At 64.9% G+C, this 25,162-nt stretch carries 22 protein-coding genes; 18 read left to right on the top strand and 4 right to left on the bottom strand.

Annotation, left to right across the window (positions count from 1 at the left end):
- Nucleotides 1-7: 7 nt before the first annotated feature.
- Nucleotides 8-334, bottom strand: coding sequence for an addiction module antidote protein (locus QM741_RS02100; RefSeq protein ID WP_415206097.1), 327 nt, complete (start codon nucleotides 332-334; stop codon nucleotides 8-10).
- A 133-nt stretch (nucleotides 335-467) separates the two neighbouring features.
- Complete coding sequence (locus QM741_RS02095) at nucleotides 468-788, bottom strand: type II toxin-antitoxin system RelE/ParE family toxin (protein WP_415206096.1); 321 nt, start codon at nucleotides 786-788, stop codon at nucleotides 468-470.
- Nucleotides 789-1,256: 468 nt separating this feature from the next.
- Here QM741_RS02095 and QM741_RS02090 point away from each other — a divergent pair, with 468 nt between their 5' ends.
- The 13 genes from QM741_RS02090 to gcvPA all read left to right on the top strand — a co-directional run bounded on the left by QM741_RS02090 (nucleotide 1,257) and on the right by gcvPA (nucleotide 15,818).
- Nucleotides 1,257-1,712, top strand: a complete 456-nt coding sequence (locus QM741_RS02090) for a type IV pilin protein (RefSeq protein WP_415206095.1) — start codon at nucleotides 1,257-1,259, stop codon at nucleotides 1,710-1,712.
- Nucleotides 1,713-1,722: 10 nt separating this feature from the next.
- Nucleotides 1,723-2,286, top strand: coding sequence for a GspH/FimT family pseudopilin (locus QM741_RS02085; protein WP_415206094.1), 564 nt, complete (start codon nucleotides 1,723-1,725; stop codon nucleotides 2,284-2,286).
- The gene (locus tag QM741_RS02080; protein ID WP_415206093.1) at nucleotides 2,283-2,702 is read left to right on the top strand and encodes a type IV pilus modification PilV family protein; all 420 of its coding nucleotides are present in this window, start codon (nucleotides 2,283-2,285) and stop codon (nucleotides 2,700-2,702) included. The genes QM741_RS02085 and QM741_RS02080 overlap by 4 nt, the downstream gene beginning before the upstream one ends.
- Nucleotides 2,702-3,925 carry a prepilin-type N-terminal cleavage/methylation domain-containing protein gene (locus QM741_RS02075; protein WP_415206092.1) on the top strand — a complete coding sequence of 408 codons (1,224 nt, stop codon included), beginning with the start codon at nucleotides 2,702-2,704 and terminating at the stop codon, nucleotides 3,923-3,925. Before QM741_RS02080 ends, QM741_RS02075 begins: the two co-directional genes overlap by 1 nt.
- Nucleotides 3,926-3,935: 10 nt before the next feature.
- Nucleotides 3,936-4,550, top strand: coding sequence for a hypothetical protein (locus tag QM741_RS02070; RefSeq protein ID WP_415206091.1), 615 nt, complete (start codon nucleotides 3,936-3,938; stop codon nucleotides 4,548-4,550).
- A gap of 32 nt (nucleotides 4,551-4,582) precedes the next feature.
- Entirely contained in the window at nucleotides 4,583-9,472 is a 4,890-nt protein-coding gene (locus QM741_RS02065; protein WP_415206090.1) for a pilus assembly protein, read from the top strand.
- 231 nt (nucleotides 9,473-9,703) lie between these two features.
- The gene (gene pilV, locus QM741_RS02060; RefSeq protein ID WP_415206089.1) at nucleotides 9,704-10,210 is read left to right on the top strand and encodes a type IV pilus modification protein PilV; all 507 of its coding nucleotides are present in this window, start codon (nucleotides 9,704-9,706) and stop codon (nucleotides 10,208-10,210) included.
- On the top strand, nucleotides 10,207-11,427 hold the full coding sequence (locus QM741_RS02055) for a PilW family protein (RefSeq protein ID WP_415206088.1): 1,221 nt from the start codon (nucleotides 10,207-10,209) through the stop codon (nucleotides 11,425-11,427). Before pilV ends, QM741_RS02055 begins: the two co-directional genes overlap by 4 nt.
- On the top strand, nucleotides 11,424-12,137 hold the full coding sequence (locus tag QM741_RS02050) for a PilX N-terminal domain-containing pilus assembly protein (protein ID WP_415206087.1): 714 nt from the start codon (nucleotides 11,424-11,426) through the stop codon (nucleotides 12,135-12,137). Before QM741_RS02055 ends, QM741_RS02050 begins: the two co-directional genes overlap by 4 nt.
- 12 nt (nucleotides 12,138-12,149) lie before the next feature.
- Entirely contained in the window at nucleotides 12,150-12,569 is a 420-nt protein-coding gene (locus QM741_RS02045) for a type IV pilin protein (protein WP_415206086.1), read from the top strand.
- Between the two features lie 68 nt (nucleotides 12,570-12,637).
- Nucleotides 12,638-13,726, top strand: a complete 1,089-nt coding sequence (gcvT, locus tag QM741_RS02040) for a glycine cleavage system aminomethyltransferase GcvT (protein WP_415206085.1) — start codon at nucleotides 12,638-12,640, stop codon at nucleotides 13,724-13,726.
- A gap of 155 nt (nucleotides 13,727-13,881) precedes the next feature.
- Nucleotides 13,882-14,280, top strand: coding sequence for a glycine cleavage system protein GcvH (gene gcvH, locus QM741_RS02035; RefSeq protein ID WP_415206084.1), 399 nt, complete (start codon nucleotides 13,882-13,884; stop codon nucleotides 14,278-14,280).
- 182 nt (nucleotides 14,281-14,462) lie between these two features.
- Complete coding sequence (gene gcvPA / locus QM741_RS02030; protein ID WP_415206083.1) at nucleotides 14,463-15,818, top strand: aminomethyl-transferring glycine dehydrogenase subunit GcvPA; 1,356 nt, start codon at nucleotides 14,463-14,465, stop codon at nucleotides 15,816-15,818.
- Between the two features lie 187 nt (nucleotides 15,819-16,005).
- Here gcvPA and QM741_RS02025 read toward each other — a convergent pair whose 3' ends face one another.
- Complete coding sequence (locus QM741_RS02025; protein WP_415206082.1) at nucleotides 16,006-16,401, bottom strand: hypothetical protein; 396 nt, start codon at nucleotides 16,399-16,401, stop codon at nucleotides 16,006-16,008.
- Between QM741_RS02025 and metJ the strand changes: the two genes are divergently transcribed.
- Together metJ and QM741_RS02015 are read left to right on the top strand one after the other, a co-directional pair.
- A complete protein-coding gene (gene metJ / locus QM741_RS02020; RefSeq protein ID WP_415206081.1) occupies nucleotides 16,400-16,756 on the top strand; it encodes a met regulon transcriptional regulator MetJ in 357 nt (118 codons plus the stop codon). The two genes, QM741_RS02025 and metJ, sit on opposite strands and share 2 nt — an antisense overlap.
- 383 nt (nucleotides 16,757-17,139) lie before the next feature.
- A complete protein-coding gene (locus QM741_RS02015; RefSeq protein WP_415206080.1) occupies nucleotides 17,140-18,177 on the top strand; it encodes an energy transducer TonB in 1,038 nt (345 codons plus the stop codon).
- A gap of 32 nt (nucleotides 18,178-18,209) precedes the next feature.
- On the opposite strand, the gene QM741_RS02010 is transcribed toward QM741_RS02015, so the two are convergent.
- Nucleotides 18,210-19,628 carry a serine hydrolase domain-containing protein gene (locus tag QM741_RS02010; RefSeq protein WP_415206079.1) on the bottom strand — a complete coding sequence of 473 codons (1,419 nt, stop codon included), beginning with the start codon at nucleotides 19,626-19,628 and terminating at the stop codon, nucleotides 18,210-18,212.
- Between the two features lie 129 nt (nucleotides 19,629-19,757).
- Here QM741_RS02010 and QM741_RS02005 point away from each other — a divergent pair, with 129 nt between their 5' ends.
- The 3 genes from QM741_RS02005 (at nucleotide 19,758) to tkt (ending at nucleotide 25,083) form a co-directional block, all read left to right on the top strand.
- Nucleotides 19,758-20,345 (top strand): LemA family protein, encoded by a 588-nt coding sequence (locus tag QM741_RS02005; RefSeq protein WP_415206078.1) that lies wholly within the window; start codon nucleotides 19,758-19,760, stop codon nucleotides 20,343-20,345.
- Between the two features lie 115 nt (nucleotides 20,346-20,460).
- Nucleotides 20,461-22,440 carry a M48 family metallopeptidase gene (locus QM741_RS02000; protein WP_415206077.1) on the top strand — a complete coding sequence of 660 codons (1,980 nt, stop codon included), beginning with the start codon at nucleotides 20,461-20,463 and terminating at the stop codon, nucleotides 22,438-22,440.
- Between the two features lie 645 nt (nucleotides 22,441-23,085).
- On the top strand, nucleotides 23,086-25,083 hold the full coding sequence (tkt, locus tag QM741_RS01995) for a transketolase (RefSeq protein ID WP_415206076.1): 1,998 nt from the start codon (nucleotides 23,086-23,088) through the stop codon (nucleotides 25,081-25,083).
- Nucleotides 25,084-25,162: the final 79 nt, after the last annotated feature.

The following is a 25,162-nucleotide window of genomic DNA, read 5'->3' as shown; positions in this document are numbered from 1 at the left end:
CAAGCCTTCAATGACGGGCTTGCCTGTGTTCCCGCCGCGGCGCGGCTTTCGTCGCGATCCGAAACTCCAACCCCAGCGCATCGGCCACCTTCATGACGGACGCGAAGCTGGGTTTGGCGTTCGCCGAAAGCACCTTGTACAGGCCGGGGCGCGTCAGCTTCGCGTCCCTGGCCAGTTGCGCCATGTTCTTGCGCGCGCGCGCGACCACGCCGAGCGCGTGGAGAATCAATTCCGGGTCGCCGTCCTTGGAAACCTCTTCGAGAAACAACGCAATCTGCCTCTCGGTTTTCAGGTAATCCGCCGCGTCGTAGGGGGTTGTTTCGAGCTTTTTCATGAATCGCCTCTAAGGAACCTCTGAACAATTCTGGATTTCGTCAAGCTCGTCATTCCAGCGAAAGCTGGAATCCAGCCTTTATGCGGGTCGAGCGAAGAGCTGGATCCCAGCTTTCGCTGGGATGACGAATAAATCAGACCATCCCTAAAGAATTTCCGCCAGTTTTCTGGCTTTCCGGATGTCCCGTTTCTGCGTGGATTTGTCGCCGCCGCAAAGCAGGAATGACGACGACTTTTTTGCGTCGTGTGAAGTACAGGCGGTAGCCGGGTCCGTAGTCGATCCGCAGCTCGCCGATGCCGTCGAAGAATTTCGCATCGCCAAGATGGCCCAACTCTGCCCGGATGAGGCGGTTCGTGATCGTCGCCTGCGCGCGCTCGTCGCGAAGCCCGTCGAACCACGTGTTGAATTCATTCGTCTTGCGCAATTCGAACATTGGAAAAGTGTCAACGATCATTTACAGTCTGTCAAGGCAATTCCATGCCCCGGCCCGTCGCCCATTTGGATGAACGTCCCTGTGTTGGACGCAGGCCACGCCGATGACCTACGTGTCCCCGCAATCGGGACGGCAATACGTCCTCATCGCCGCCGGTGGCGCGCGCCAATCGCCCGACCGCGGCGATTACATCGTGGCGTTTGCGTTGCCGAATCACTGAGAGGTATTTGCAAAACGTCCGCAAAGAAACCCGGATGTTCTTTCCCCCGCAAGCGCGGGGAAAGAAAGCGGGGTAAACAGGGCGCGACAAGCCCCGCCAACCGCATCGATCGCAAACGATGCGGTTCACGGCATTCATTGCATCGATAGACTGCGGACGCCCGCCATTTCCGCCGCTCGTCGGGCGACCGGAGCCGAATATCCGCCGATTGCTGCAAACGCCGCGCCCGCGTTGTAGCTTGCCGGCGGGTTTACGACAGGGGCGTTGCCATGCGTTTTGCATCGACACGGGTCAGGGGATTCACCCTGATCGAAGTGATGGTCGTGGTCGCGATCATCGCCATTCTGGCGGCGATCGCGTTGCCGGCGTATTCCGATTACGTCAAGCGCGCCAACCTCGTCGACGCAACCAACCAGCTCACGGCATTTCGCGCGCAGATGGAGCAGTACTATCAGGATGCGCGCACCTACCAGACCAACGGCACCGCATTCACGTCGCCTTGCGATGCCACGTCTGGCGCGGTGTACACGACCACGATGAGCAAGTGGACTTTCAAGTGCACGAATCTCACCAAGACGACATACACCATTGAAGCCGATGGCGTGGGCATCATGGCCGCCTGGAAGTTCACGATAAACCAGAACAACGCACAGGCGACGACCGCCGCGGATACCGGGTGGACGATCAGCACTTCTAAGTTCTGCATGAACCGGTCCTGCTCCTGAGCGCCGCGCCATGAATTCGCTTCCGCGATCGCAGGGATTCAGCATGGTCGAGTTGATGATCGTGGTCACGATCATCGCCGTCCTCACCATGCTCGCCTTGCCGAACTTCGCCGAATGGCTGCAGAACTCGCGCACGCGCTCGGTGGCCGAGTCGATGCAGAACGGCATCCGCTTTGCGCAGGGCGAGGCCGCGCGTCTGAACCGCGTCACCACCTTCACGCCGTCGGCGACGGGCGGCTGGACCGTCACCTATGTGCCAACCGACAACGATTCGATTCCAACCACATTACAGACGGCCAACGATCCGAACATTGCCAACGTGACGGTTGCGCCGACCACCGCGATCAGCTTCAACAGCCTCGGTCGCGCGGGTACGGCGGGCAGCTACAGTTCGGCGACCGGCAGCACTGCTTTCACGCTCGCCACGGCGGACTACGCCGTCACCTACCTCGTCACCAACTCGCACGCGCCGCGCAGGCTTAGGGTCTATGTCACACCCGGCGGCAAGGTGCGCCAATGCGACCCCGACAAGACCTTCGACGTCGCCGCCGCGCCGGATGGATGCCCCTCATGAACGTTCCCCGCTCGACCGCCCGCCAGCACGGCATGATGCTGATCGAAGTGATGATCGCCATCCTCGTGTTCGCGATCGGCGTGCTCGGCATGGTCAAGATGAAAGCCGTCGCCATCGCCAACTCGGTCAACGCCGAGGACCGCGCCACCGCCGCGCTGCTCGCCAACGATCTGATCACCGAAATGTGGGTCGCGAAATCCTCGGCCACACCCTCCGACTACACCACCTGGCAGAGTCGCGTAAGCGACGCGCTGCCCGGCGGCAGCGGTGCGCTGAATGTCACCGGCACCGTCGCCACCGTCACCATCACCTGGCCGCGCAAGCTCGGTCGCAACGTCGAATCCGGACCCACCGACACCACAGCCACCGACGCCATCAACATCGCCACGTACATGACGCAGGTGGTCATCCAATGATGCCCGCCCACTCGCCGTCGCGCGCCTCGCGCGGCCACACGCTGATCGAGCTGATGATCGCCATCGTCATCGGCCTCGTGCTCATCCTCGCAGCGTTCAAGGTGCTGTCGTCGTTCGAGGGCGGCAAGCGCACCACCACCGCGATGAACGACGCGTTGCAATCCGGCAACTTCGGCCTGTTCCAGATCGACAAACTGGTGCGCTCGGCCGGTTCCGGAATGGCCCAATACGCCAACAACGTCGGCTACGGCTGCCTGCTCAACTACACGCCGACCGACGGTACCTTGATAACGGACGGAGTGGTCGCGCTGCCATCGCCGTTCACCAACGTGGTCGGCACGGCGACGGCGCCGCTGCGCATGGTGCCGGCATTGATTCTCGGCGATGCGACCGCTTCGGTCGGCTACACCGACTCGGCTCGCGGCACCGCCGCCAAATCGGATGCGCTGCTGCTGATGCTCGGCGGCAGCGGTTTCGCCGAGGTGCCCGTCCCGATCACCAGCGCGGCCACGCCGCCGGTGCTCAAGTCCATCGTCGGATTGAACGTGGGAGACTGGGTGGTCGGCGCCGGCACCGCGCTCGGCACCGCGTGCATGATCAGCAAGGCCTCGCAGGTCGGCGGCAGTTCTCCTGCCAACTGGACCTCGTCCAGCCTCACGCTGGCGCTCACGACCGCCAACACCGTCGGCAGCAAGACCCTCTCCACCGGCGATTACATCGTCGACCTGGGTACCGGCACCGCGGCGAACTTCGTGCTGTTCGGCGTCGATCCGGACACCTCCACGCTGCGCATGGTCGACCTGCTCAACGCCATCACCACCGCGCAGAACATCGGCGACGACATCGTCTACATGAAAGCGGCCTACGAGGTCGATCCCGGCGCCACCGGCATCGATCAATGGGTGCTGTCCGGCGGCAGCGTCTCCTCCGGCGGCAACACCTACTCCTACGCCGCGACCACGAGCGGGCTGCTCGCCGGCTCGTCCGCCGCCAACGCCGCGCTGCTCGGCATCAAGGCCATTCGCGTCGCCGTGATCGTGCGAGCGGCCATCGACGAGAACGTCAGCGAGGCGCAGAACGCAACCATCGATTTCAACAACCTGAGCTATACGCTGTTCTCCGGCCTCTCGGTGCAATCGACCTGGTACCCGCCGACCACGCAGAACTATCGCTACCGCGAAATCGAGACCACGGTCCCGATCCGCAACAACGGGCTGCTCTGAGGAAACCGGCATGCGCTCGCACACGATTTCCGCCGCAAGGCAAAAAGGCGTTGCCCTGTTCGCCGCGCTGATCGCGCTGGTCATCGTCATGCTTGCCGCGATCGCGCTGATCCGCTCCACCGATACCGCGCAGGCCATCGCCGGCAACCTGTCGATCAAGCGCGACATCACCCACGAATCCGAACTGGCCGTGCAGAACGCACTGGCGCTGTTCAATACAGGCGCGCTGGGGTCCGAGACGACCCGCCAGTCCGACCTGGCCACCGCAAACTATTCCGCGACCGCGCTGGCGAGCAACGCCTACGGCATTCCGCTCTCGCTGATCTCGGCGTCCACGGCGTCCGGCGAAACCTCCGCTGGCGCCAACACGGGCATCACCTGGCGCTACGTGATAGACCGCATGTGCCCGTACACGGGTGCCTACAACGCCTCGACCAACGCCTGCCAGGTGTCGCAGAGCACCTCGATCTACACCAATTCGATGGACGTGCACAGCAGCTCGATCGGCCTCACCTCGTCCTACAGCCTGTCGCTCGTCTACCGCATCAGCGTGCGCGTCACCGACGCGCGCGGCGCGCAGTCGTTTTTCCAGACCAACCTTGGCGTCTCCGTTCCGAACGAATGACCGCGTGCGATTTTCTTCAAGGAACCGTTCCGATGAACACGCAACCGACTCGCAAGAAATTCCTGTCGCGCTGGCTCGCCTTGCTGGGTTTGGCCGTCAGCGCCGGCGCGGGCGCGGACACCGGGCCGACGCTGGCCGACGCGGCGATCTACTCGACCGTGGTGGTGCCGGCCAACGTGGCTTTCGCCTTGTCGGTGGAATTCCCGACCGCGGTGGGCGATGCGTACTTTTCGACCAAGACGTATTCGACCAGCGTCGAGTTCGTGGGCTATTTCAATCCGAACATGTGCTACAGCTACGTCACCAACACGACGCACACGGCGCTGTTCGAGAAGCTGGTGGGATACTTCACGCCGGTATCGGCGGCCTCCAGCCACGTCTGTTCGGGCTACTGGAGCGGCAACTTCCTCAACTGGATTCTGACGCAGACCATCGACCCGTTGCGCAAGACCATGACCGGCGGCGCGCGCATCGTCGACGAGGCTGGTGGCGCCACGATCCTGCAGCGCGCCTATCAGGACAGCCAGAGCGGCACCAGCAACCAGATACTGAAGACGCTCAGCGGTAGCACCCTGGTGGCGGGTGCGACGCCGTTCAGCTGGAGCGCCATGTACATCTGGAGCAGAAACGGCGGCCTGAACTTCGAGTTCAGTTCCAGCAGTCTCAGTAGTTGGTCCACCAGCGCCACCACGTACACGGGTTCTCCCAGTTGTACCGCGACCACGGGAACGGGGACCACGACCGGCGGCAGCAACAGCAATAGCACTTCGCCTTATTTTCAACTCACATCGAACAGCGCATTGACTCTCGCGCAAGGCTGTACGGGCACGATCACCGTCAGTGCCGCATTCGGCACCGGCTCCAACCAGCCCAACAGTACCAACCCGGTCAACCTGAGTGTGTCGGGGCTGCCGACGGGCGTGACCGCGTCGTGGAGTTCCACCCAGATCTCGACCAGCGGCAACTCGGTCACTCTGACGCTGACCGCGTCCAGCAGTGCGACGACTTCGGGCACCATCACCATCACCGGCACCAATTCCAGAAACAGCAAGACGACATCCACCACCGTCACGCTGTCGACTGCGTCTGCGATCACCTATATGGCGCAGGCGGCGGTGCAGGTCTGCACCAGCGCCGACCTGGCCGGCACCTACAGCGAACTGGAAGGCAACAGTTATTCGACGACCGCCGCGGATGGCAGCACCATCACGGTGACTGGCCGCTGCCGCGCCTATGGCAGCGTCTACAAACCGGTCGGCCTGATGCAGAAGTACGCGGCCGAGAACGCGACGCAGACCGATGCGGTCCGCTACTCCGCGTTCGGATACATGCTCGATTCTGCCGCTACGACAGCCGCTACGACAGCGAACGAAAATCTCGATGGTGGCGTATTGCGTGCCCGCATGGCCTACGTTGGACCGTACAAGGCCAGCCCGGGATCGAGTCCCGTCAACAACAGTGCTGTTGCGGAGTGGGATGCCAGCACCGGCGTGTTCGCTGCCAATCCCGATTCCACCGATGCGACGGCTACGTCCACGGTGACCAACGGCGGTACTTCCGCGAAGACGAACGGCGTATCGCGCAGTGGCGTGGCGAATTACCTCAACCTGTTCGGCTTCGTGCCGACGGCGAATTATTCCGCGACGACGCGCGCCGCCTACAAACGCTACGACTCGGTCAGCGAGTTGTACTACATGGCGCTGCGTTATTTCCGCAATCTGGGCAATATCGCCAGCCATACTTCGACGGCCGCCGCGATCACGAACGGCGAGGCGACCAACGACCACTTCCCCGTGATCGAGAGCTGGGACGATCCCATCGCGTATTCCTGCTCGACCAACTATGTCATCGGCATCGGCGACATCCATACCTGGGATGACGAGAACCTGCCGACCGGGAACGGCTCGGCGACGGTCAAGAGCAGCTATGAGGTTACGGCCTATGCCCCTTCGGACGACGCTGCCGTGTCGGCACGCGGCGCGACCGATCTCATCGCCAAGCTCGAAAATCTTGCCGGCGATACCGGCGGTTCGGGCAGGAACAATCCCTATACCAGTGAATCGTGTGCCAGCAGCAGTACTTCACCCGGATGCTATTACACTGCCGCTACCGGGCTTGGTGACAAACTGATCGGCAGTATTACCAGCCCCTCGGGTGGCTGGGGTGCGAGCCAGAACTCGTTTTACATGGCGGGTTTGGCGTTCGATGCGCATGTGCGCGACATCCGCCCGGACCTGACGAACAAAACCGCTCCGGTCACGGTATCGACGTTCTGGCTCGATGTGATGGAATCGTCCAACGGCAGCTATCCGGATTATCGTCAGAAAAACCAGTTCTGGCTGACGGCCAAGTACGGCGGTTTCGACACGACCGACACGTATCCGCAAACCGACGGTACCTATCTGCCGTTTCCGATCAATCCCAGCGCCACGAGCCAGGTCAATCCTTTCAACAGCAGCACGACTGGCGTCGGCGACAGCGGCGCGGCAAACACGTATGACGTCACCACGCCGGCCATCACCTGGCCGGCGGGTTCGGGCACCGCGACGACGATCACCAAGCTGCCGCTGACGGCATGGAACACGGGCGGCTACGTGGACGATCACGGGAACTACGCGCCCGACCAGTATTACCAGGCGGGCAGCCCGGCCAAGATGGCTGCTGGCCTGACCAAGGCGTTCGCCAAGATCACGGCGGCGATTCCGTCCGGAACGGCGGCGGCATTGGCCTTGTCGTCGAACAGCGTCACGACCAGCAACACCAACTACGTCGTCAATTACGACTACAAGTACGGCGGCGACGTGCAGGCGCAGACGATCGGCCTGACGCAGACCGGTGGCGTGATTTCCGAATCCAGCGTGACCACGCTCTGGGACGCGCGATCTTTCCTGCCGCCCGGCAACGCGACGGGCTACCTGACCTACGATACGCGCAAGATCGCGACGAGCAGCGCGCAAGGCGCGGGCCACGGCGTGGCGTTCAGGTACGCCTCGCTCAATTCGACCGAGCTTGCAACGCTGGGGTCTACCACGAACGCGAACGTGCAGAAAAACGTGTTGAACTACGTGCGCGGCGACCAGTGCAACGAAACAGACTCGGGCACGACGCTGTCAAGCGACTGCAAGACGATCACCGACGGCAATACCATGAGCCTGGGTTATCGCGCGCGCGCGACGGTGCTGGGCGACATCATCGATGCCAAGCCCGTCGTCGTCGGCTTGCCCAATGCGCTTTACGGCGACGCACCGCTGAATCCCGGCTACAGCTCGTTCGTGAGCATGATGACGAATACGAGCGGTGCCAGCAAGCGTGGTACGACGCTCTACATCGGCGCCAACGACGGCATGATGCATGCGTTCGACACTTCGACCGGCATAGAACAGTTCGCCTATGTGCCGAGTGCGTTGTTCACGACGAACACGGATTCGAAGAGCAATCCGGTCGGTCTGGCATCGCTGACCGTCAGCCCGTTGCAGCATCACTTCATGGTCGACGGCCAGGCGACGGTGGTGGACATCGACTTCAGCCGCGTCAATCTCAGCACCTCCGATTCCAGTTGGGGCTCCGCGACCAGTCTGACGCCCGATTGGCGCTCGGTGTTGATCGGCGGCCTCGGCAAGGGCGGCGGCAGCACCATTACCAGCGGCACCTGCACGAGTTCCTGCAAGGTCGGCGGCGGTTATTACGCCATCGACGTGACCAATCCGACGTCGACCACGATCTCGGGTTCGTCCAGCATCACCAGCAGTTCGGCGCTGGCCGGAAACACGAGCGAGTCGATATTCGCAGGCAAGGTGCTCTGGGAAATCGACCAGAGCAGTTCGGATTTCGCGCACATGGGTTATTCCTACCAGACGCCGATCGTGGTCAAGACCAAGAAATACGGCTGGACGCTGGTGCTGGTCTCCGGTTACGACAACGACGATGGCAGCGGCTGGTTCTATCTCGTCAATCCCAAGACGGGCGCGTTGTACGACAAGATCTCGGTGGCGAGTGCCGGCGTCGCCGGCACCACGACAAACCCGGTGGGATTGGCGCAAGTCACGGCCTTCATCCCCGACGTGAGCGACAACACCGCCGACTCGCTGTACGCGGCCGACCTGCTCGGCAACGTGTACCGGGTGGATTTGTACACGACGGATTCGTCGTCGCTCTCGATCACGAAGTTCGCGACGCTGACCGATTCCAGCGGCACGGCGCAGCCGGTGACGACGTATCCCTACATTGGCGTCGATCCGACAGGCGGTTCGCGCTACGTGTTCGTGGGCACCGGCAAGCTGCTCGCCGATACCGACCTCGTGCTGTCGCAGACACAGACGTTCTACGCGTTCAAGGACGGCACCAGCACGGCGTTCGACACCAGCAGTTCGTTTCCGATCACGCGATCGGACTTGTACACCCTGAGTTCCACCAGTCTGACGAGCGGCATCGGCAGCACGACCCTGCCTTCGGCTGATCGAGGTTTCTACATCGACCTTGCGGCGGCGACGACGAACGGCTCGGCCACGCAGGCGTCGGCGGAGCGCATCACCGTGCAACCCGTCGCCTATTCCGGCATCGTCGGCTTCGCGGCCAACCTGGAAGGCCAGGACGTGTGCATCAAGGGCAGCTCGCGCCTGTTCGAGCTGAATTACGATTCGGGCTACGCCAATCTGGGCGAATCAGTGATTCTGGATTCGACCGGCACCGTGGTCAATTACGTGGGCTATTCCACTGGCCTCGTGACGAATCTCGCGTTCGGCACGAGCACGTCGGGTCTCAGCGGTTCGGGCACGCCGGTCATCACGTTGCTGGCTGGCCTCGACACGACGGCGGGCGGCAGCAACAAGACCGCGAGTTCTTCCGTCGTGGGTGCCGCTTCAACGCGAACCACCTCGACCACGACGCGCCTCAACTGGCGCGAAGTGCCCGGCGCGCAGTGATGCCGACGCGGGTGGCGTCGGCATTTGGCCACTCTCGCGAATGGACGGTTTCCTACGTGCCGCGGTGAAACATCGACATCGTCGCCTTCGCTCTTCCAGCCTATGCTCGCAGCCGAAAGAGGAAGCAATACCCACGCTCTGCTTCCCTTCTCCCGCCGGGAGAAGGTGCCCGAAGGGCGGATGAGGGAAGAACCTCGCAGATTGGATTGAGTTGAAACCGTTCCGTCCGCAATGAAGTCGCCACCGAAAATCCAACGCCAGTGCGGCGCGACCCTTGTCGAAGTGCTTGTCTCCGTCGTGGTGACGAGCGTGGGCCTGCTCGGCCTCGCGGGGCTGATGGCGACGACGGTGAAGGTGAACCAGGGCGCGTATCAGCGCGCGCAGGTGGGCCTTGCGGTGCAGGCATTGGTCGAGTCGATGCACGTCAACCCGACGGCGGTGGCGCAGGGGCGCTACGACGGCGCGCGCGCGAACGCTGGCGCGGCATCGGCGGATTGCCGCAAGCAGGCGTGCGGTGCGGCCGCGCGCGCGGATGACGACCTGGCCCGGTTCGACCGCGCGCTGGCGAACGCGTTGCCCGGTGCGCAGGCGTCGCTGAAATGCGATGCGGCGGCAGGTGCCGTGGCGGCGGATGCCTACGACGGCGTCTGTCGCATCGAAATCGGCTGGTCGGAACGCGCGTTGGCGAAGGGCGGCGAGGCGTCGCCGCAATCCCTCGTGTGGGTGTTCCAGCCGTGAACGCCGCATCCGCATCGCGCGGTGCAGGAGGGTTTTCGCTGATCGAACTGATGATCGCGATGGTGCTCGGGCTGCTCGTGGTCGAAGGCATCTATATATTGTTCGCGGCGGCCGGCAGGGTGAACACCACGCAGACCGCGCTGTCGCGCCTGCAGGAAAACGGGCGCATCGCGATCGAGCTGATCGCGAACGATCTGCGCGCGGCCGGGCGGCTGGCGTGCGGTTCGAGCTCCGGCCCGCTGGTGTATGCGGATTCGTTGGCCAGCCACATCATCGGCGCGCCGGCACAGGCGGCTGCGCCGGCCGGCCAGCCCGACGGTACGCCGTATGCGCTCGATCGCAGCATTTTTCTCGGCGGCAGCACCTGCGTGGCCAAGTCCTGCACGCCCGCAGTCGGCGGCGTGCCGCAGGCGGGGCTGGGCGCGGGCGACAAGGTGCCGGGCACCGACGTGCTGATGGTGCGCTATCTGCAAGGCGACGGTTTGACGGCGAGCGGCGCAAGCCAAGTGTGCAACGCCGACGGCAAGCTCGCCGCGATCGACGTCGGCCGCGTGGCGGGCGACACGGTGCTCGGCGGTTTGCAATCCGCGCATCTGGCGCTGCTCGCGGGTTGTACGCAGGCGCAGATTTTTCCGGTTGCGGTGCAGGGCAGCGCCGTGCAGCCGGTGGCGGCGGAATTCGGCACGCCCTCGTGCGTTGCGGCGGATGCGCAAACGCGCTTGTTCGATCTCGACGCGCAACTGCAAACGTCGATCTATTACCTGCAGCTGGCCAACGACGAAAAAACCCCGGGGCGCAAGGTCGCCGCGCTGATGCGCCGGACCAACGGCATTGCCAGCGAAGTGGTGCAGGGCGTGGAACGCCTGGACCTGCGCTATTCGCTGACCGACGCGGCGGGCAACGCGCACTGGTTGAACGCGGACGAGTTGGGCCGTCATGCGTCGGCCGATGGCGCGGCGCTGCAGTGCAAGCAGGCGGATTCGGTGGCGCCGTGTTCGTGGAGGGACGTCGATGCCGTCGAAATCTCGCTGCTCGCGAACACGGTGGACGATCTTCCCGACGAGTCCGCGGCGGATGCGTGGGACTACCGCTACTCGGTCGACGGCGAGGCGATGCAGCGGCCCGTCGCGGCGATGCCCGTCACCGGCCTGCCCGCGGGGCGCATGTTGCGCCGGGAATTCCGCACCGTTGTCGCATTACGGGGGATGGCGTCATGATCGCGCGCATAGCGAAGTGGAAAGGAGTTGCATGGAGCACCCCTTCTCCCGCCGGGAGGAGGTGCCGGCAGGCGGATGAGGGAAACGCCTCGCTCGATGGATACGGTTTCGACAAAGGCGACGCTCTTCCCTCATTCGGCGCTTCGCGTTGCCTTTTTCCGATGGGAGAAGGCAAGAATCTCTCCCGCCAACGCGGCACCGTGCTGTTCGTGTCCACGATCATCCTGCTCGTGCTTTCGCTGCTCGCCGTGGCGATGGCGAAAACCGCGGTGGTGGAAAGCCGCATGGTCGGCGCCGCGCGCAATGCACAGCTCGCGCAACTCGCCGCCGACAGCGCGATGAACGAGGCGCGTGCGAACATCGCGCGCCTCGCCGCGCAAGACGGCGCGCAGGGGGTATGTGCGTCGCTGCGCTGCACGGTGCGCGACGCCGCCGCGCCGGTCGATCCCGCCGCGTTCATGCGCACGCCCGCGGCGCTCGCCGCGGCCAATCCGTTCCGCCTCGATCTGACCAAGCTTGCCGGCGCCGAGGCGACGGCGCAGCTCGCCGCGTCGCCGGTCTACGTCGTGGAAGACCTGGGCGTTGCCGCGTCGATGCCCGACCGCCGCCTTTTCCGGATCACGGCCAAGGGCGTCGGCGCAACCGAGGATTTTTCGCGCGTGGTCGAAAGCGTATACGCCGCGGCCGGGCCGGCTCCTCCGGCGGGTTGATGCGGGGATTCCATGACGTCGGCAGGAAAACGCGCCTCGGGCTTCAGCCTGATCGAAATGTCCGTCGCACTCGTCGTGCTGGCGATCCTCGCCGCGATCGCTCTGCCGTCGTATCAGTCGTCCGTGCGCAAGGCGCGGCGCGCGGAAGGCAAGGCGTATCTGCACACGCTGATGATGGCCGAGGAGCGGCACCACGCCAACTTCAACCGCTACACGGCCGACGCCGGCGCGAACGGGCTTGCGTTGCCGGCCGCCTCGCAGCCCGGCGGCTACTACGTGCTGTCGCGGCTCGATCTCGGCGACGACGCGCAATCCGTCACGGCGGTGGTCGCACCGCAAGGAGCGCAAGCGGCGGATTCCTGCGGCGAGCTCTCCCTCGACTCGACCGGCTTGTTCGCGGCCTCGGCAGGCGCCACCGACGAATGTGGGTGAGCCGGCAATACGGCCTGCGCGCGGCGCTCCATGCGATAATGCGCATCTCTCCACCGGACGATGCGGCCATGACGCAGCAGACGATTATCAACTCCACCCATCGCGCGCTCGGCGCGAAGATGGTGGACTTCGGCGGCTGGGACATGCCGCTCAACTACGGCTCGCAGATCGAGGAACACCACACCGTGCGCCGCGATGCCGGCATGTTCGACGTCTCGCACATGACCGTGGTCGACCTGCACGGCGCGCGCACGCGCGAGTTCCTGCGCCGTCTGCTCGCCAACAGCGTCGACAAGCTCAAGGCGCCGGGCAAGGCGCTGTACTCGTGCATGCTCAACGAGCGGGGCGGCGTGATCGACGATCTGATCGTCTATTTCCTTGCCGAGGATTTTTTTCGCGTCGTGGTCAACGCGGCGACGCGCGACAAGGATCTGGTGTGGATCGAAAAGCAGGCTAGGACATTCGATGTGAACGTCGCCGAGCGCGCCGATCTCGCGATGATCGCCGTGCAGGGGCCGAATGCGCGCGCCAGGGTGCATTCGCTGCTGTCGCCGGCCGTGCGCGAGGCGGCGGCGAAGATCGGCAAGTTCAGCGCGACCGAAGGCGACGGTCTGTTCATCGCGCGCACCGGCTACACGGGCGAGGACGGCTACGAAATCATCGTGTCGGAAAAGGACACCGTGGCGCTGTGGAACAAGTTGAAGGACGCCGGCGTCGCGCCGGCCGGCCTCGGCGCGCGCGACACGCTGCGCCTGGAAGCCGGCATGAATCTGTACGGCCAGGACATGGACGAGACGATCACGCCGTGGGAAGCGGGTCTCGCCTGGACCGTGTCGCTCGAACCGGGCCGCGACTTCATCGGCCGCGAAGCGTTGGAAGAGCAGAAAACGAACGGCGTAAAGCGCGCTCTTGTCGGCCTGGTCATGGACGAAAAAGGCGTGCTGCGCCACGGCCAGCGCGTCGTCACGCCGAAAGGCGACGGCGAAATTCTCTCCGGCACGTTTTCGCCGACGCTCGGCAAGGCGATCGCGTTCGCGCGCGTGCCCGCCGGCGCGACGGACGGCATCGAGGTCGACATTCGCGGCAAGCTCGTGCCGGTGCGCCTGGTCAAGTATCCGTTCGTGCGCGACGGTCGAAGTCAAATCGACGTGCCTTGAATGGCATGTCGATTCGACCGGGGACGAGGCACGGATGCCGGTCGGTGAGCGCAGCAGAGACGGTTCCACGTTCCTCCCTGCTTTGCCGGCGTCATACCGTGTAACATTCGCCACTCGTTTTCCCAAGCATCAGCCATCCCCGAGGATTGCAACCCATGAACGAAATACCCGGCGATCTGAAATTCATGAAGTCCCACGAGTGGGCGCGCATCGAGGACAACGGCAACGTGACCATCGGCATTTCCGATCATGCGCAGGGCCTGCTCGGCGATCTGGTCTACGTCGAACTGCCCAGCGTCGGCGACGAGGTCAAGGCCGGCAACGCCTGCGCCGTGGTCGAGTCGGTCAAGGCCGCCTCGGACGTTTATGCGCCCGTGTCGGGCGAAGTCGTTTCGGTCAACTCCGCGCTCGGCGACAAGCCCGAGACGATCAACGAGGACGCCTACGGCGAAGGCTGGATCTTCGTCGTCAAGCCGTCCAACCTCGCCGAGGAGAGCGAGGAACTGCTCGACCCCGACGCCTACGCGGCGGCCATCGAGGACGACGAGCACTGATATTGATTTTCCCTTCTCCCCTCGGGAGAAGGTGCCCGAAGGGCGGATGAGGGAAGAGCCTCGCACGTTCCGACGGCACTCCGGTTTGCCATGCCTTTCCCTCATCCGGCGCTTAAGTGTCGCGGCTTCTCCCGGAGGGAGAAGGGAAGTTGGGCCATTCATTCTTTTTGTCGAAACCGCCTATGCCTTTCATCCCCCATTCCGAAGCCGACGTCGCCGCGATGCTGAAGACGATCGGAGTCGCCAGGATCGAAGACCTGTTCGACGAGATTCCCGCCGCGCTCAAGGTCGACCGGCTCAAGGCCGTGCCGCCGGGCTTGAACGAAATGGAAGTCACGCGCCTGATGAGGGAGCGTGCGGCGCAGGACGGCACGCCGCTCAACTTCTGCGGCGCGGGCGCCTACGAGCACCACATCCCGGCCGCGGTCTGGCAGATCGTCGCGCGCGGCGAGTTCTATTCGGCCTACACGCCGTACCAGGCCGAGGCGAGCCAGGGCACGCTACAACTGATCTACGAATACCAGACGATGATGACGCGCCTGACCGGCATGGACGTGTCGAACGCGTCGATGTACGACGGCGCCACCTCGCTGGCCGAAGCGGCGTTGATGGCGGAGCGCTGCGCGAAAAAAGGTCCGCGGCGCGTGCTCGTGCCGAAGTCGGTGCACCCGGCCTATCGCAAGACGCTGCACGCGATCCTGCCGCTGCAGGACATCGAGATCGTCGAACTCGACATCGCCGCCGACGGCGGCATCGATGCGGCCGCGCTCGCGCAACGCGACGTCGGCGCGTTCACCGCGTTGGTCGTGCCGCAGCCGAACTTCTTCGGCGCGCTCGAGGACGTCGACGCGCTGACCGACTGGGCGCACGCCAGGGGCGCGCTCGTCATCGGCGTGGTCAATCCGCTTTCGCTTGCGGTGTTGAAGCCGCCCCGCGCGTGGGGCAGCGCCGGCGCCGACATCGTCTGCGGCGACGGCCAGCCGTTCGGCGTGCCGCTGTCCTCGGGCGGACCTTATTTCGGCATCCTCGCCTGCAAGCAGGAATTCGTGCGCCAGATGCCGGGGCGCATCGTCGGCCGCACGACCGACCTCGACGGCAAGGAAGGTTTCGCCCTCACGCTGCAGGCGCGCGAGCAGCACATCCGCCGCGCCAAGGCGACCTCGAACATCTGCACCAACCAGGGCCTGCTCGTCAGCGCGGCGACGATCACGATGGCGATGCTCGGTCCCGAGGGCGCGGCGCGCGTCGCCAACGCGAGCATGCAGAACATGCGTGCGCTGCGCGACCGGCTCTGCGCGATACCCGGCGTGCAGCCGCTGTTCGCGCGTCCGTTCTTCCACGAAGTCGCGTTGCAGTTGCCGCGCCCGGCGCCCGCGATCGTCGACAGGCTGGCGGCCGACGACGACATCGTCGCCGGCTTCGCGCTGGTCGAGGAGTATCCGCAGTTCGAGAACGCGCTGCTGGTCTGCGCGACCGAGACGAAGACCGCCGCCGACCTCGATCGTTTCGCCGCGGCGTTGAAGCGCGCGCTGGGCTGATCGCCCGCCTCCGCGCGCGGCGTGCGCGCGGAAAATTCGCACCGGTGGACGATGTCGAAGCGCGTTTCGCGCGACGTCGCGGGCGTTCCGAAAAAGTATACTTCGCGCAAATCCGCGCAATTCGCGTCGCAAACCGCCCGTTTTGGGCGGCCGCGGGAAAAATTTTTCGCTTACGACGGTCGTTCGTTCAGACGTCGTTGCCGAACGCGCCGCGCCGCGAATCGCGGATGTCCGGGCGCGAAGCGGACGGCTGATCCATTTGTAAAAAAATAAAAAAAAGAAAAAGTATATTTTCTGTTCGGGAGGAAAAGCCTCTGCGGGCCGCATCAAATCTGGCTTTTCGCCGCCTGCGCCGCTCGTTGTCGATCGTTCGGCGCGCGTGGGCGCGATAGCGGCACGCGCCGGGCGAACGCATGAACCTGCACGTACGCGTTCGCTCTTCGCGTACGACGGCGACGATGTGCGGCATGCGCGCGCGACATCCGCGGGTTTCCGCTTCGCGCGCGCCAGCACAAATCTGTTGACAGCCAAACACTTCGGGAATAATTTTTGCGCCGTCGTTACACCTGCACATGGAATCCATGACGGCGGCGAAGTTCGTAAAGCCTTACATCGAACACGGCAGCAAGTCCGAAGCCGTGAAGAAGGTGACGGTATCCATACCGCTTCACGTACTCAGACTTCTCTCCGATGAACGTACACGCCGGCAGGTTTGCAATCTCAGACATGCGACGAACAGCGATCTGCTGGTCGAAGCGTTTCTGCATGCTTTTACTGGGCAACAACTACCAACTGACGAGGAGCTAAGACGCGATATGGCTACGAAGAAAGCTGCAAAGAAGGCACCTGCCAAGAAAGCTGCAAAGAAAGTGGTGAAGGCCAAGGTTGTGAAGAAGGCCGCGAAGAAGGTTGCCAAGAAGGCCGCCAAGAAGAAGTAAGCTTCAACCTGCTGGACCTCATGTAGATAGAGTCGTTCTGATCGCGAACCGCAAGGGTTCGATGTGTTCACGGATGCGGAGTCGGCATCCGTTTTTCAAGACTAAGAAAGTTGCATACTCCGTTATACCTCTCTCCGCGACCTGCCCAGCGCGGAGAGAGGCTTTGACGCAGAACCTTCCTCCGAGCGCTTCCGCTCCGAATTCCCGTTTCCATGTTCGTGGCGCTCTGCGCCCTCGCCGTGCGGGCTGCTGCTGCGCAGGTATTCGCGCTGCCCCCGGAAACATGACGGAGGTCATGGAATCGATCCCGCGCAACGTGCTATCCATCGTGCCCTGTGCAACGGGGGCGTAAGGGCATGGCGGACAGGGGCAATGGGCCCATTTTGTGGGTCGTTCTGGCGGCGATGGCCATCGCCGCCGCATGGGTGGCGTTTCTCTTTCTGGGGCGCGACGAGGCGACTCCGTCGAGCGCGCAGGTCGTGAGCGGTCAGGCCGCCGGCGAATCGGCGCCGCCCTCGTCGCCCGAGGCGGTCGTCAAACAAGGTGGCGAAGCCTCGCAGCGCACCGACCTCACCACCGCGGACCTTCTGCGCAATGCCGGCTCGGCATTGGGCGAACGCCGCTACATCAGTCCGCCGGGCAACAGCGCGATCGATTTCTACCTGCTCGCGCTCGGTCGCGAACCGGACAACGAGGCCGCGCAGGAAGGCCTGCGCGAACTGTTCCCGCTCGCCGCGGGCGAAATCGAACAGAAGATCAACGCCGGCGACCTCGACGAGGGCAGGCGCGTGATCGATTTGCTCGGCAAGTTCGATCCGAACAACTACACGTTGATCATTTTGCGCAGCAAGCTCGACATGAAGAAGAAGCAGATGGATCGCGAGCAGGAAAGGCGCGACCAGGAAAAGGCGTTCGCCGCGAGGAATGCGGTGACGGCGCCCGCACCCTCGCCCATGCCTGCATCCATCAAGCCGGCATCTGTGCCGGCGGCGTCTGCGCCTGCTCCCGCTCCAGCTCCAGCTCCTTCTTCAGCTCCCGTAGCGGAGGCTAAGCCTGCCGTGACGGAAGCGGCCGCGAAGCCGGCCGCGGCGCCTGCGATCGCGACGAAACCCGCCGCAGCACCGGCGCCCGTCGGCGAAACCCGCGCCGCGATCGCAATCCGGCAACCCGCGCCGCGCTATCCGGTCGAGGCGTACCGTGCGCAGTGGGAGGGTTGGGTCGAAGTCGCGTTCACCATCGCGGCCGACGGCAGCGTCAAGAACGGCAGCGTGGTCAGCGCGAATCCGCCGCGCGTGTTCAATGCCGCGGCGCTGCGCGCCATCGCCGACTGGAAGTTCCAGCCGGGTCTGGAGAACGGCCGGCCGGTCGAACAGCAGATGCGCACGCGCATCGAGTTCAAGTTGCTCGATCGCGCCAAGTAGCGGCGCGGGAACGAGGCGGTTGCGGTGAAACGTCAACGCTTGCGCGTGGCGACGATGCGCGCGCGCCGGGGCGCCGATGGCGGCGCGTCGAGTCCGGCCCAGTCGACCTCGGGCAGGCCGAGGTAGCGGTCGAGCAGCATCGGCAGCAGGCCCGAGGGCAGCGCCGTTTCGCAGTTCCACAGCATCACCGTGCCGAAGCGCGCCTTCGGCAGGAACGCGATCATCGAGTGGTAGCCCTTCACGTAGCCGGCGTGGAAGACGAGGGTTTCGCCGGCATAGTCGAATACGCGCCAGCCAAGCGCGTACTGCGAATCGCTCACGCGCGCGCGCCGCCACGGCGCGACGCGGCGCTCGTGCGGCGTGTCGACCTGTGGCGTGTGCAGGGTCTGGAGTTCGTCGGCCGAGAGCACGTCCGGGCGGCCGCCCATCTGCGCGATCAGCCACTGCGTCATGTCGCGGATCGAGGCGTTGATGCCGGCGGCGGGCGCGACATGGTAGTAGCCGTCCTTGTTCTCGAACGGCAGCCAGCCTCCGCGGCCGCGCGCATGCGGGCGCGCCCAGCTCGCGCTGGCCTCGAGTGCTTCGCGGCCATAGCTCGCCGTGGTCATGCCGAGCGGACGGAACAGGCGCTTCTCGACCTGGTGGGTGAAGAAATCGCCCGTGGTCGCGTAGATCACGTCGCCGATCAGCGAATAGGTGACGTTCTGATAGCCGTAGCATTCGCCGACGTCGCAGGTCATGGGCACTTCGCGCAGCCGGTCGACGAGCAACGGATACGGCTCGTCCGCCTCGATCATGCGGTCGTAGGTGTTGTGCGGCAGGCCGACGCGCTGGCTGAGCACCTCGCGCACGGTGAGCTTGCTGCTCGCGTCGGCATCCATCAGCTCGAACGCGGGCACGACGCTGGCCACGGTCGTGTCCCAGGAGAATGCGCCTTCGTCGATCAGGATGGCCGCCATCGCGCTGGCGAACGCCTTCGACAGCGAAGCGAGACGGAACACCGTATCGGGCGTGACCTTGAGCCCGGCCTTCGCGTCGGCATAGCCGATGCCGCGCTGGAGCAGCACCTTGTCGTCCTTGACCACGGCGACGGCGAGGCCGGCGATGCGGTCGCCTTCCTCGACCTTGTCGAGCAGACGGCCGAAATCGGCGACCGCGGCCACCGCGTCGCCAGGTGCATGCGTGACGCCGCTCCTGACGATGGGCGCGATGTCGTCCGACTCGGCTTCCTCGGGGGTGGCCACGCCGGCCGGCGCGCGCTTGGCGATCGTTTTCGCCTTGGCGGTTTTTGCGGCGGTCTTCGCGGATGCCGCGACGGGCTTTTTCGTGGCCGTCGGGATGGCGGCGGATTTCTTCGTTGCCGGGTGGGACGTCTTCTCCGCGGCCGTCAGCGCAGCCGGGGCGAAACTCAGCGCCGCGAGGATCAGCAGCGCGTACGATCGAAATGCCATGTCGTGTTCATCGGGTCGTGCTCCGTGCGTTCGTTCTTCGTTCTCGCGCGGGCGCAATCCGAACAAAAGCCCGTGCTATGCTGTTTCGCACGGGGCGCCATTCTAGCGCCAAACCTTGGGGAAGATGTTATGTCCGCACTGATTCTGCTGGCCGTCATCGTCGTCGTCGGTTTCTGGCTGGTCGGCATCTACAACGGCCTGGTCACCGCGCGCAACGGCTACAAGAACGCGTTCGCGCAGATCGACGTGCAGCTGCAGCGCCGCTACGACCTGATTCCGAACCTCGTCGAGACCGCCAAGGCCTACATGAAGCACGAGGCCGACACCTTGCAGGCCGTGGTCGCCGCGCGCGGCGCCGCGATGAACGGCCTCGCGGCGGCCAAGGCGAACCCGGGCGATCCGTCGGCGATGCAGGCGCTGTCGGGCGCGGAGACGCAGCTGCAGCAGGCGCTTCTCAAGTTCAACGCGGTCGCCGAGGCGTATCCCGACCTCAAGGCCAACCAGAACATGATGCAGCTCTCCGAGGAGCTGACCTCGACCGAGAACAAGGTCGCCTTCGCGCGCCAGGCCTACAACGACGGCGTGCTGTTCTACAACAACAAGCGCGAAGTGTTCCCGAACTCGATCATCGCCAACACGTTCGCCTTCGCGCCGGCGACGCCGCTGGAAATCGAAAAGCCCGAGGCGCGGCAGGCGCCGAAGGTGTCGTTCTCCTGAAAGCCGTGATTCGTGACGGGTGATTCGTGATTCGTAGAAGACTTCGCTTCACGATCGGCGCCGGTTTTTCGCTCCATCGAATCACGAATCACCAATTACCAATCACGACGCTCCCGTGACCTTCTTCGCCCAGCAGGAACGCGCCCGCGCGCAGACGCGGCGCATGCTCGTGCTGTTCGCGCTCGCGGTGATCTGCATCGTCGCGGCGGTGGACCTGGTCGTCGCGCTCGCGTTCGGCGCGATGGACGGCGGTCACCAGCATGCGTACCGGGCGGCCGCTTCGCCGCGCACGGGCGTACTCGTCGTCACCTCGATCGTCGTCCTCGGCGTGATCGGGCTGGCGATGCTGTACAAGATCTCGACGCTGCGCGCGGGCGGCGGCGTGGTCGCGCGCCAGCTCGGCGCGACGCTGATCGATCCGCACGATCCGGCGCTCGCCGGCAATTTCGCCTACAAGCGCCTGCGCAACGTCGTCGAGGAGATCGCGATCGCCTCGGGCGTGCCGGTGCCCGAAATCTACGTGCTCGAAAACGAACCGGGCATCAACGCATTCGCTTCGGGCTACACGCCGTCCGACGCCGCCGTCACGGTCACGCGCGGCTGCCTCGACAAGCTCACGCGCGACGAGCTGCAAGGCGTCATCGCGCACGAGTTCAGCCACGTGCTCAACGGCGACATGCGCCTCAACATCCGCCTCATGGGCGTGCTGTTCGGCATCCTCGTGATCGGCATCGTCGGCGGCAAGATGCTGCAATGGAGCGGCCGCAGCCGCGATTCCAACTGGCAGGTGTTCCTCGGCGCCGCGCTGCTCGTGATCGGCTCGATCGGCCTGTTCTTCGGCCGCCTGATCAAGGCCGGCGTGTCGCGCCAGCGCGAATACCTGGCCGACGCTTCGGCCGTGCAGTTCACGCGCCAGTCGCAGGGCATCGCCGGCGCGTTGAAGAAGATCGCCGGGCTCGTCGAAGGCTCGAAACTGCAGACGCCCGAACGCGAGGAAGCCGCGCATATGTTCTTCGGCGACGGCGTCGGCTACTCCGCGCTGTTCGCCACGCACCCGCCGCTGCACAAGCGCATCCTCGCGATCGACCCGCGCTTCGATCCGCGCGAACTCGAGGAAATCGCCAGGGCGTGGAGCGCGCCGATGCAGGCGTTCGACGCAGACGGCGCGGACGTCTCGATCTCCGGCCTCGCGCCCGCGGGCACGCGCGTGCGTTCCGCGGGGGATTCCGCCGCGCCTGCCGACATGCTGCCGCCGGCCGGCGCCGTCGTCGCGCTGTCGCCGAAAAAGGTCGTCATCCAGGTCGCCCATCCGGGCCAGGACGACTATCGCGCCGCAAGCGCGATCCATACCACGATCGACGATACGCTGCGCGCCTGTGCGTATTCGGCGGAGCGCGCGCCGCAGGTCGTGCTTGCGCTCGCGCTCGATGCCGACGACGACGTGCGCGCCAAGCAGCTCGCCCTCGTCGAAAAGTACTCCGGCGCCGATGCGCGCACCGGCATCGAGGAAATCGCGGGCGGCATCGCGAACCTGCATCCGATGCAGCGCCTGCCGCTGGCGCAGCTTGCCTTTCCCGCGCTGCGCCGGCGCACACGCGGCGAACTGCAAACCTTCGTCATCGTGCTCAAGCAGCTCATCCAGGCCGACGGCCGCGTCCAGCTCGAGGAATACTGCCTCGCCACGCTGGTCTCGATCCAGGTGATCGAGGCGCTCGATCCGGCGAAGACGAACGCGGCCGGCAGCGGCCGGCTGCCCGACTGCGCCGCCGAGATCGCCGACGTGATCGCCACGATCGCGCGCTACGGCAACGACGACGCGGCCGAAGCCGAGCGCGCTTTCAAGCTCGGCATGCACGAAGTGCTGCCCGATGCCAACGCAGCGTATGCGCCGCCCGAGGATTTCGTGCGCGCGTTGGACGCCGCGCTGCCGAAGCTCGACCGGCTCATGCCCGCCGGCAAGGAACTGCTCGTGCGCGGACTCACGCGCGCGGTCGGCGCCGACGGCATGGTCGCGGTCAGCGAGGCCGAACTGTTGCGCGCGATCTGCGCGGCGCTGCATTGTCCGTTGCCGCCGCTGCTCGAACAGGCGGCGTAGCGCCCGATCCTTGCGGACATTTCCGGTCCGCCCTCGCCGCGGCAAACGGGGACCCGAAGATCAAAGGCAAGATCACGAGCGCCCCCTTCAGTCGCTTCGCGACAGCTTCCCCCGCGAGCGGGGGAAGCAAAGACTTTTGCTTTTCGCCGTTGCTCTTTGCTCTTGATCTTCCTCCCCCTTCACCGCACCGAGCATCGCAGGCGGCGGCGGGGGAAAGGCGCGCATGTCCGAGCGCAGGGATGCGCGAGTTCGCGCCGGCCCGCCGCCGCCGAGAAGCGCAGGGCACCTCGCGGCTCTATCGCGAGGTGCGGTGTCGGGGGCGGCGTCTTTTTGGTTCCTTGCGCGCGCCTCGCGCGAAAGGAAATTGATTTGGTTTCTTCGCTGTTGAAGAAAAAGTGACCCGCTCGTCCGCAGGACGAGTGGAAGCTTTGGCTCTAAAAACACAAGATCAAAAAAGATGCTGGATTACACGCGGCAGCCCTGCCGCGTACCCTCCGGGCCATTCACCCCACGAATGTTAGCTCCAGCATCCTGCTTGCGTAGTCCGGCTTGCGCCGGAATGACGAGCACAACCGGGCGCGACAAGGCGCGCGAGTATCGGCGACAATACACGTCTTTCCCCAACCGATCGAGCGAGCCCGAGCCATGCCCAGTCGCAAGGAACTAGCCAATGCCATCCGTGCGTTGTCGATGGATGCCGTCCAGGCGGCCAATTCCGGCCATCCGGGCATGCCGATGGGCATGGCCGACATCGCGCAGGTGCTGTGGGGCGATTTCCTGCGGCACAATCCGGCCAATCCGAAATGGCCGGGACGCGACCGCTTCGTGCTCTCGAACGGCCACGGTTCGATGCTGCTGTATTCGTTGCTGCATTTGACCGGCTACGACCTGCCGATCGACCAGCTCAAGAAGTTCCGCCAGCTGCACTCGAAGACCGCGGGCCATCCCGAGGCGAGCGAATTCCCCGGCATCGAGACGACGACCGGGCCGCTCGGCCAGGGTCTCGCCAATGCGGTCGGTTTCGCCCTCGCCGAGCGCGTGCTCGCGGCGCGCTTCAACCGGGCCGATTGCGGCATTGTGGACAATTATACTTACGTCTTCCTCGGCGACGGCTGCCTGATGGAGGGCATTTCGCACGAGGTCTGTTCGCTAGCGGGCACATGGAAGCTCGGCAAGCTGATCGCGATCTACGACGACAACGGCATCTCGATCGACGGCGAAGTGCACGGCTGGTTCACCGACGATACGCGCAAGCGCTTCGAGGCCTACGGCTGGGAAGTGATCGGCCCGATCGACGGCCACGAACCGACCGCGATCGCGGCGGCGCTCGAGCAGGCGCGCAAGGACACCGACAGGCCAACCTTGGTGATCGCGAAGACGATCATCGGCTGGGGCGCGCCGAACAAGCAGGGCACCGAGGCGACACACGGCGCGCCGCTCGGCAAGGACGAAGTCGCTGCGGCGCGCGCGAATCTCGGCTGGAACTATCCGCCGTTCGTCGTGCCCGACGAGATCTACCAAGGTTGGGATGCGAAGGCGAAAGGCGCGGCGGCCGAAGCGGCGTGGAACGAGAACTTCGCGAAGTACAAGAAGCTGCATCCCGAACTGGCCGCCGAGTTCGAGCGCCGCATCAAGGGCGAGCTGGCCGCCGATTTCCACGTGCAGGCCGACGCATTCATCGCCAAGCTGCAGAAGGACGGCCTGGTCGTCGCCTCGCGCAAGGCCTCGCAGATGACGCTCGACGCCTACGGTCCGCTGTTGCCCGAACTGATCGGCGGCTCGGCGGACCTGGCGCCGTCGAACCTGACAATCTGGAAGGGCTCGAAGGACGTGCAGTCGAACGACGCCAGGGCCAACTACGTGCACTACGGCGTGCGCGAGTTCGGCATGACCGCGATCAGCAACGGCCTCGCGTTGTACGGCGGCTTTATCCCGTACGACGCCACCTTCCTCGTGTTCTCCGATTATGCGCGCAACGCGGTGCGCATGTCGGCGCTGATCCCGACGCGCGCGATCCACGTCTACACGCACGACTCTATCGGCCTCGGCGAGGACGGCCCGACGCACCAGCCGGTCGAGCATATTTCAAGCCTGCGGTTGATCCCGAACAACCGCGTCTGGCGTCCGTGCGATGCGGTCGAGAGCGCGGTCGCGTGGAAGGCGGCGATCGAGCGCGCGGAAGGGCCGTCGTGCCTCGTGTTCTCGCGCCAGAATCTGCCGCACCAGCAACGCGACGACGAGCAGGTAGGCTTGATCGGCCTCGGCGGCTACGTGCTCAGCGATCCGGCCAGCGCGAAGTTCGACGCGATCCTGATCGCGACGGGCTCGGAAGTCGGCGTCGCGATGGACGCGATGCGCATGCTCGCGCAGGCGAACATCCACGTGCGCGTGGTCTCGATGCCGTGCGCCGAGGTGTTCGATCGCCAGCCGCTCGCCTATCGCGAAGGCGTGCTGCCGTCGTGGTGCCGCAAGCGCGTCGCGGTCGAGGCGGGCGTCACCTCGTATTGGCGTAAATATGTCGGCCTCGACGGTGCGGTGGTCGGCCTCGACCGCTTCGGCGCGTCGGCGCCGGCCGAGGCGCTGTATGCGTATTTCGACATCACCGCGATCGCGGTGGCCGATACGGTGAAAAACCTGAAGTAAGGCAAAGGCGCGGTTTGCACGTACGCGCCGGTAGAAGCTCTCCCTGCGGTCGCTTCACGATAGCTTCCCCCGTGTTGCG

Source organism: Rudaea sp., assembly GCF_047601565.1.
GTDB lineage: Bacteria > Pseudomonadota > Gammaproteobacteria > Xanthomonadales > Rhodanobacteraceae > Rudaea.
The sequence above is the reverse complement of the archived record's forward strand: the minus strand, read 5'-3'. Positions and strand labels throughout refer to the sequence as shown.

Excerpts from the sequence above, each read along its gene's own strand:
- QM741_RS02100 (WP_415206097.1), bottom strand. The coding sequence starts at position 334 with ATGAAAAAGCTCGAAACAACCCCCTACGACGCGGCGGATTACCTGAAA.
- QM741_RS02095 (WP_415206096.1), bottom strand. The coding sequence starts at position 788 with ATGATCGTTGACACTTTTCCAATGTTCGAATTGCGCAAGACGAATGAA.
- QM741_RS02090 (WP_415206095.1), top strand. The coding sequence starts at position 1,257 with ATGCGTTTTGCATCGACACGGGTCAGGGGATTCACCCTGATCGAAGTG.
- QM741_RS02085 (WP_415206094.1), top strand. The coding sequence starts at position 1,723 with ATGAATTCGCTTCCGCGATCGCAGGGATTCAGCATGGTCGAGTTGATG.
- QM741_RS02080 (WP_415206093.1), top strand. The coding sequence starts at position 2,283 with ATGAACGTTCCCCGCTCGACCGCCCGCCAGCACGGCATGATGCTGATC.
- QM741_RS02075 (WP_415206092.1), top strand. The coding sequence starts at position 2,702 with ATGCCCGCCCACTCGCCGTCGCGCGCCTCGCGCGGCCACACGCTGATC.
- QM741_RS02070 (WP_415206091.1), top strand. The coding sequence starts at position 3,936 with ATGCGCTCGCACACGATTTCCGCCGCAAGGCAAAAAGGCGTTGCCCTG.
- QM741_RS02065 (WP_415206090.1), top strand. The coding sequence starts at position 4,583 with ATGAACACGCAACCGACTCGCAAGAAATTCCTGTCGCGCTGGCTCGCC.
- pilV (WP_415206089.1), top strand. The coding sequence starts at position 9,704 with ATGAAGTCGCCACCGAAAATCCAACGCCAGTGCGGCGCGACCCTTGTC.
- QM741_RS02050 (WP_415206087.1), top strand. The coding sequence starts at position 11,424 with ATGATCGCGCGCATAGCGAAGTGGAAAGGAGTTGCATGGAGCACCCCT.
- QM741_RS02045 (WP_415206086.1), top strand. The coding sequence starts at position 12,150 with ATGACGTCGGCAGGAAAACGCGCCTCGGGCTTCAGCCTGATCGAAATG.
- gcvT (WP_415206085.1), top strand. The coding sequence starts at position 12,638 with ATGACGCAGCAGACGATTATCAACTCCACCCATCGCGCGCTCGGCGCG.
- gcvH (WP_415206084.1), top strand. The coding sequence starts at position 13,882 with ATGAACGAAATACCCGGCGATCTGAAATTCATGAAGTCCCACGAGTGG.
- gcvPA (WP_415206083.1), top strand. The coding sequence starts at position 14,463 with ATGCCTTTCATCCCCCATTCCGAAGCCGACGTCGCCGCGATGCTGAAG.
- metJ (WP_415206081.1), top strand. The coding sequence starts at position 16,400 with ATGACGGCGGCGAAGTTCGTAAAGCCTTACATCGAACACGGCAGCAAG.
- QM741_RS02025 (WP_415206082.1), bottom strand. The coding sequence starts at position 16,401 with ATGGATTCCATGTGCAGGTGTAACGACGGCGCAAAAATTATTCCCGAA.
- QM741_RS02010 (WP_415206079.1), bottom strand. The coding sequence starts at position 19,628 with ATGGCATTTCGATCGTACGCGCTGCTGATCCTCGCGGCGCTGAGTTTC.
- QM741_RS02005 (WP_415206078.1), top strand. The coding sequence starts at position 19,758 with ATGTCCGCACTGATTCTGCTGGCCGTCATCGTCGTCGTCGGTTTCTGG.
- tkt (WP_415206076.1), top strand. The coding sequence starts at position 23,086 with ATGCCCAGTCGCAAGGAACTAGCCAATGCCATCCGTGCGTTGTCGATG.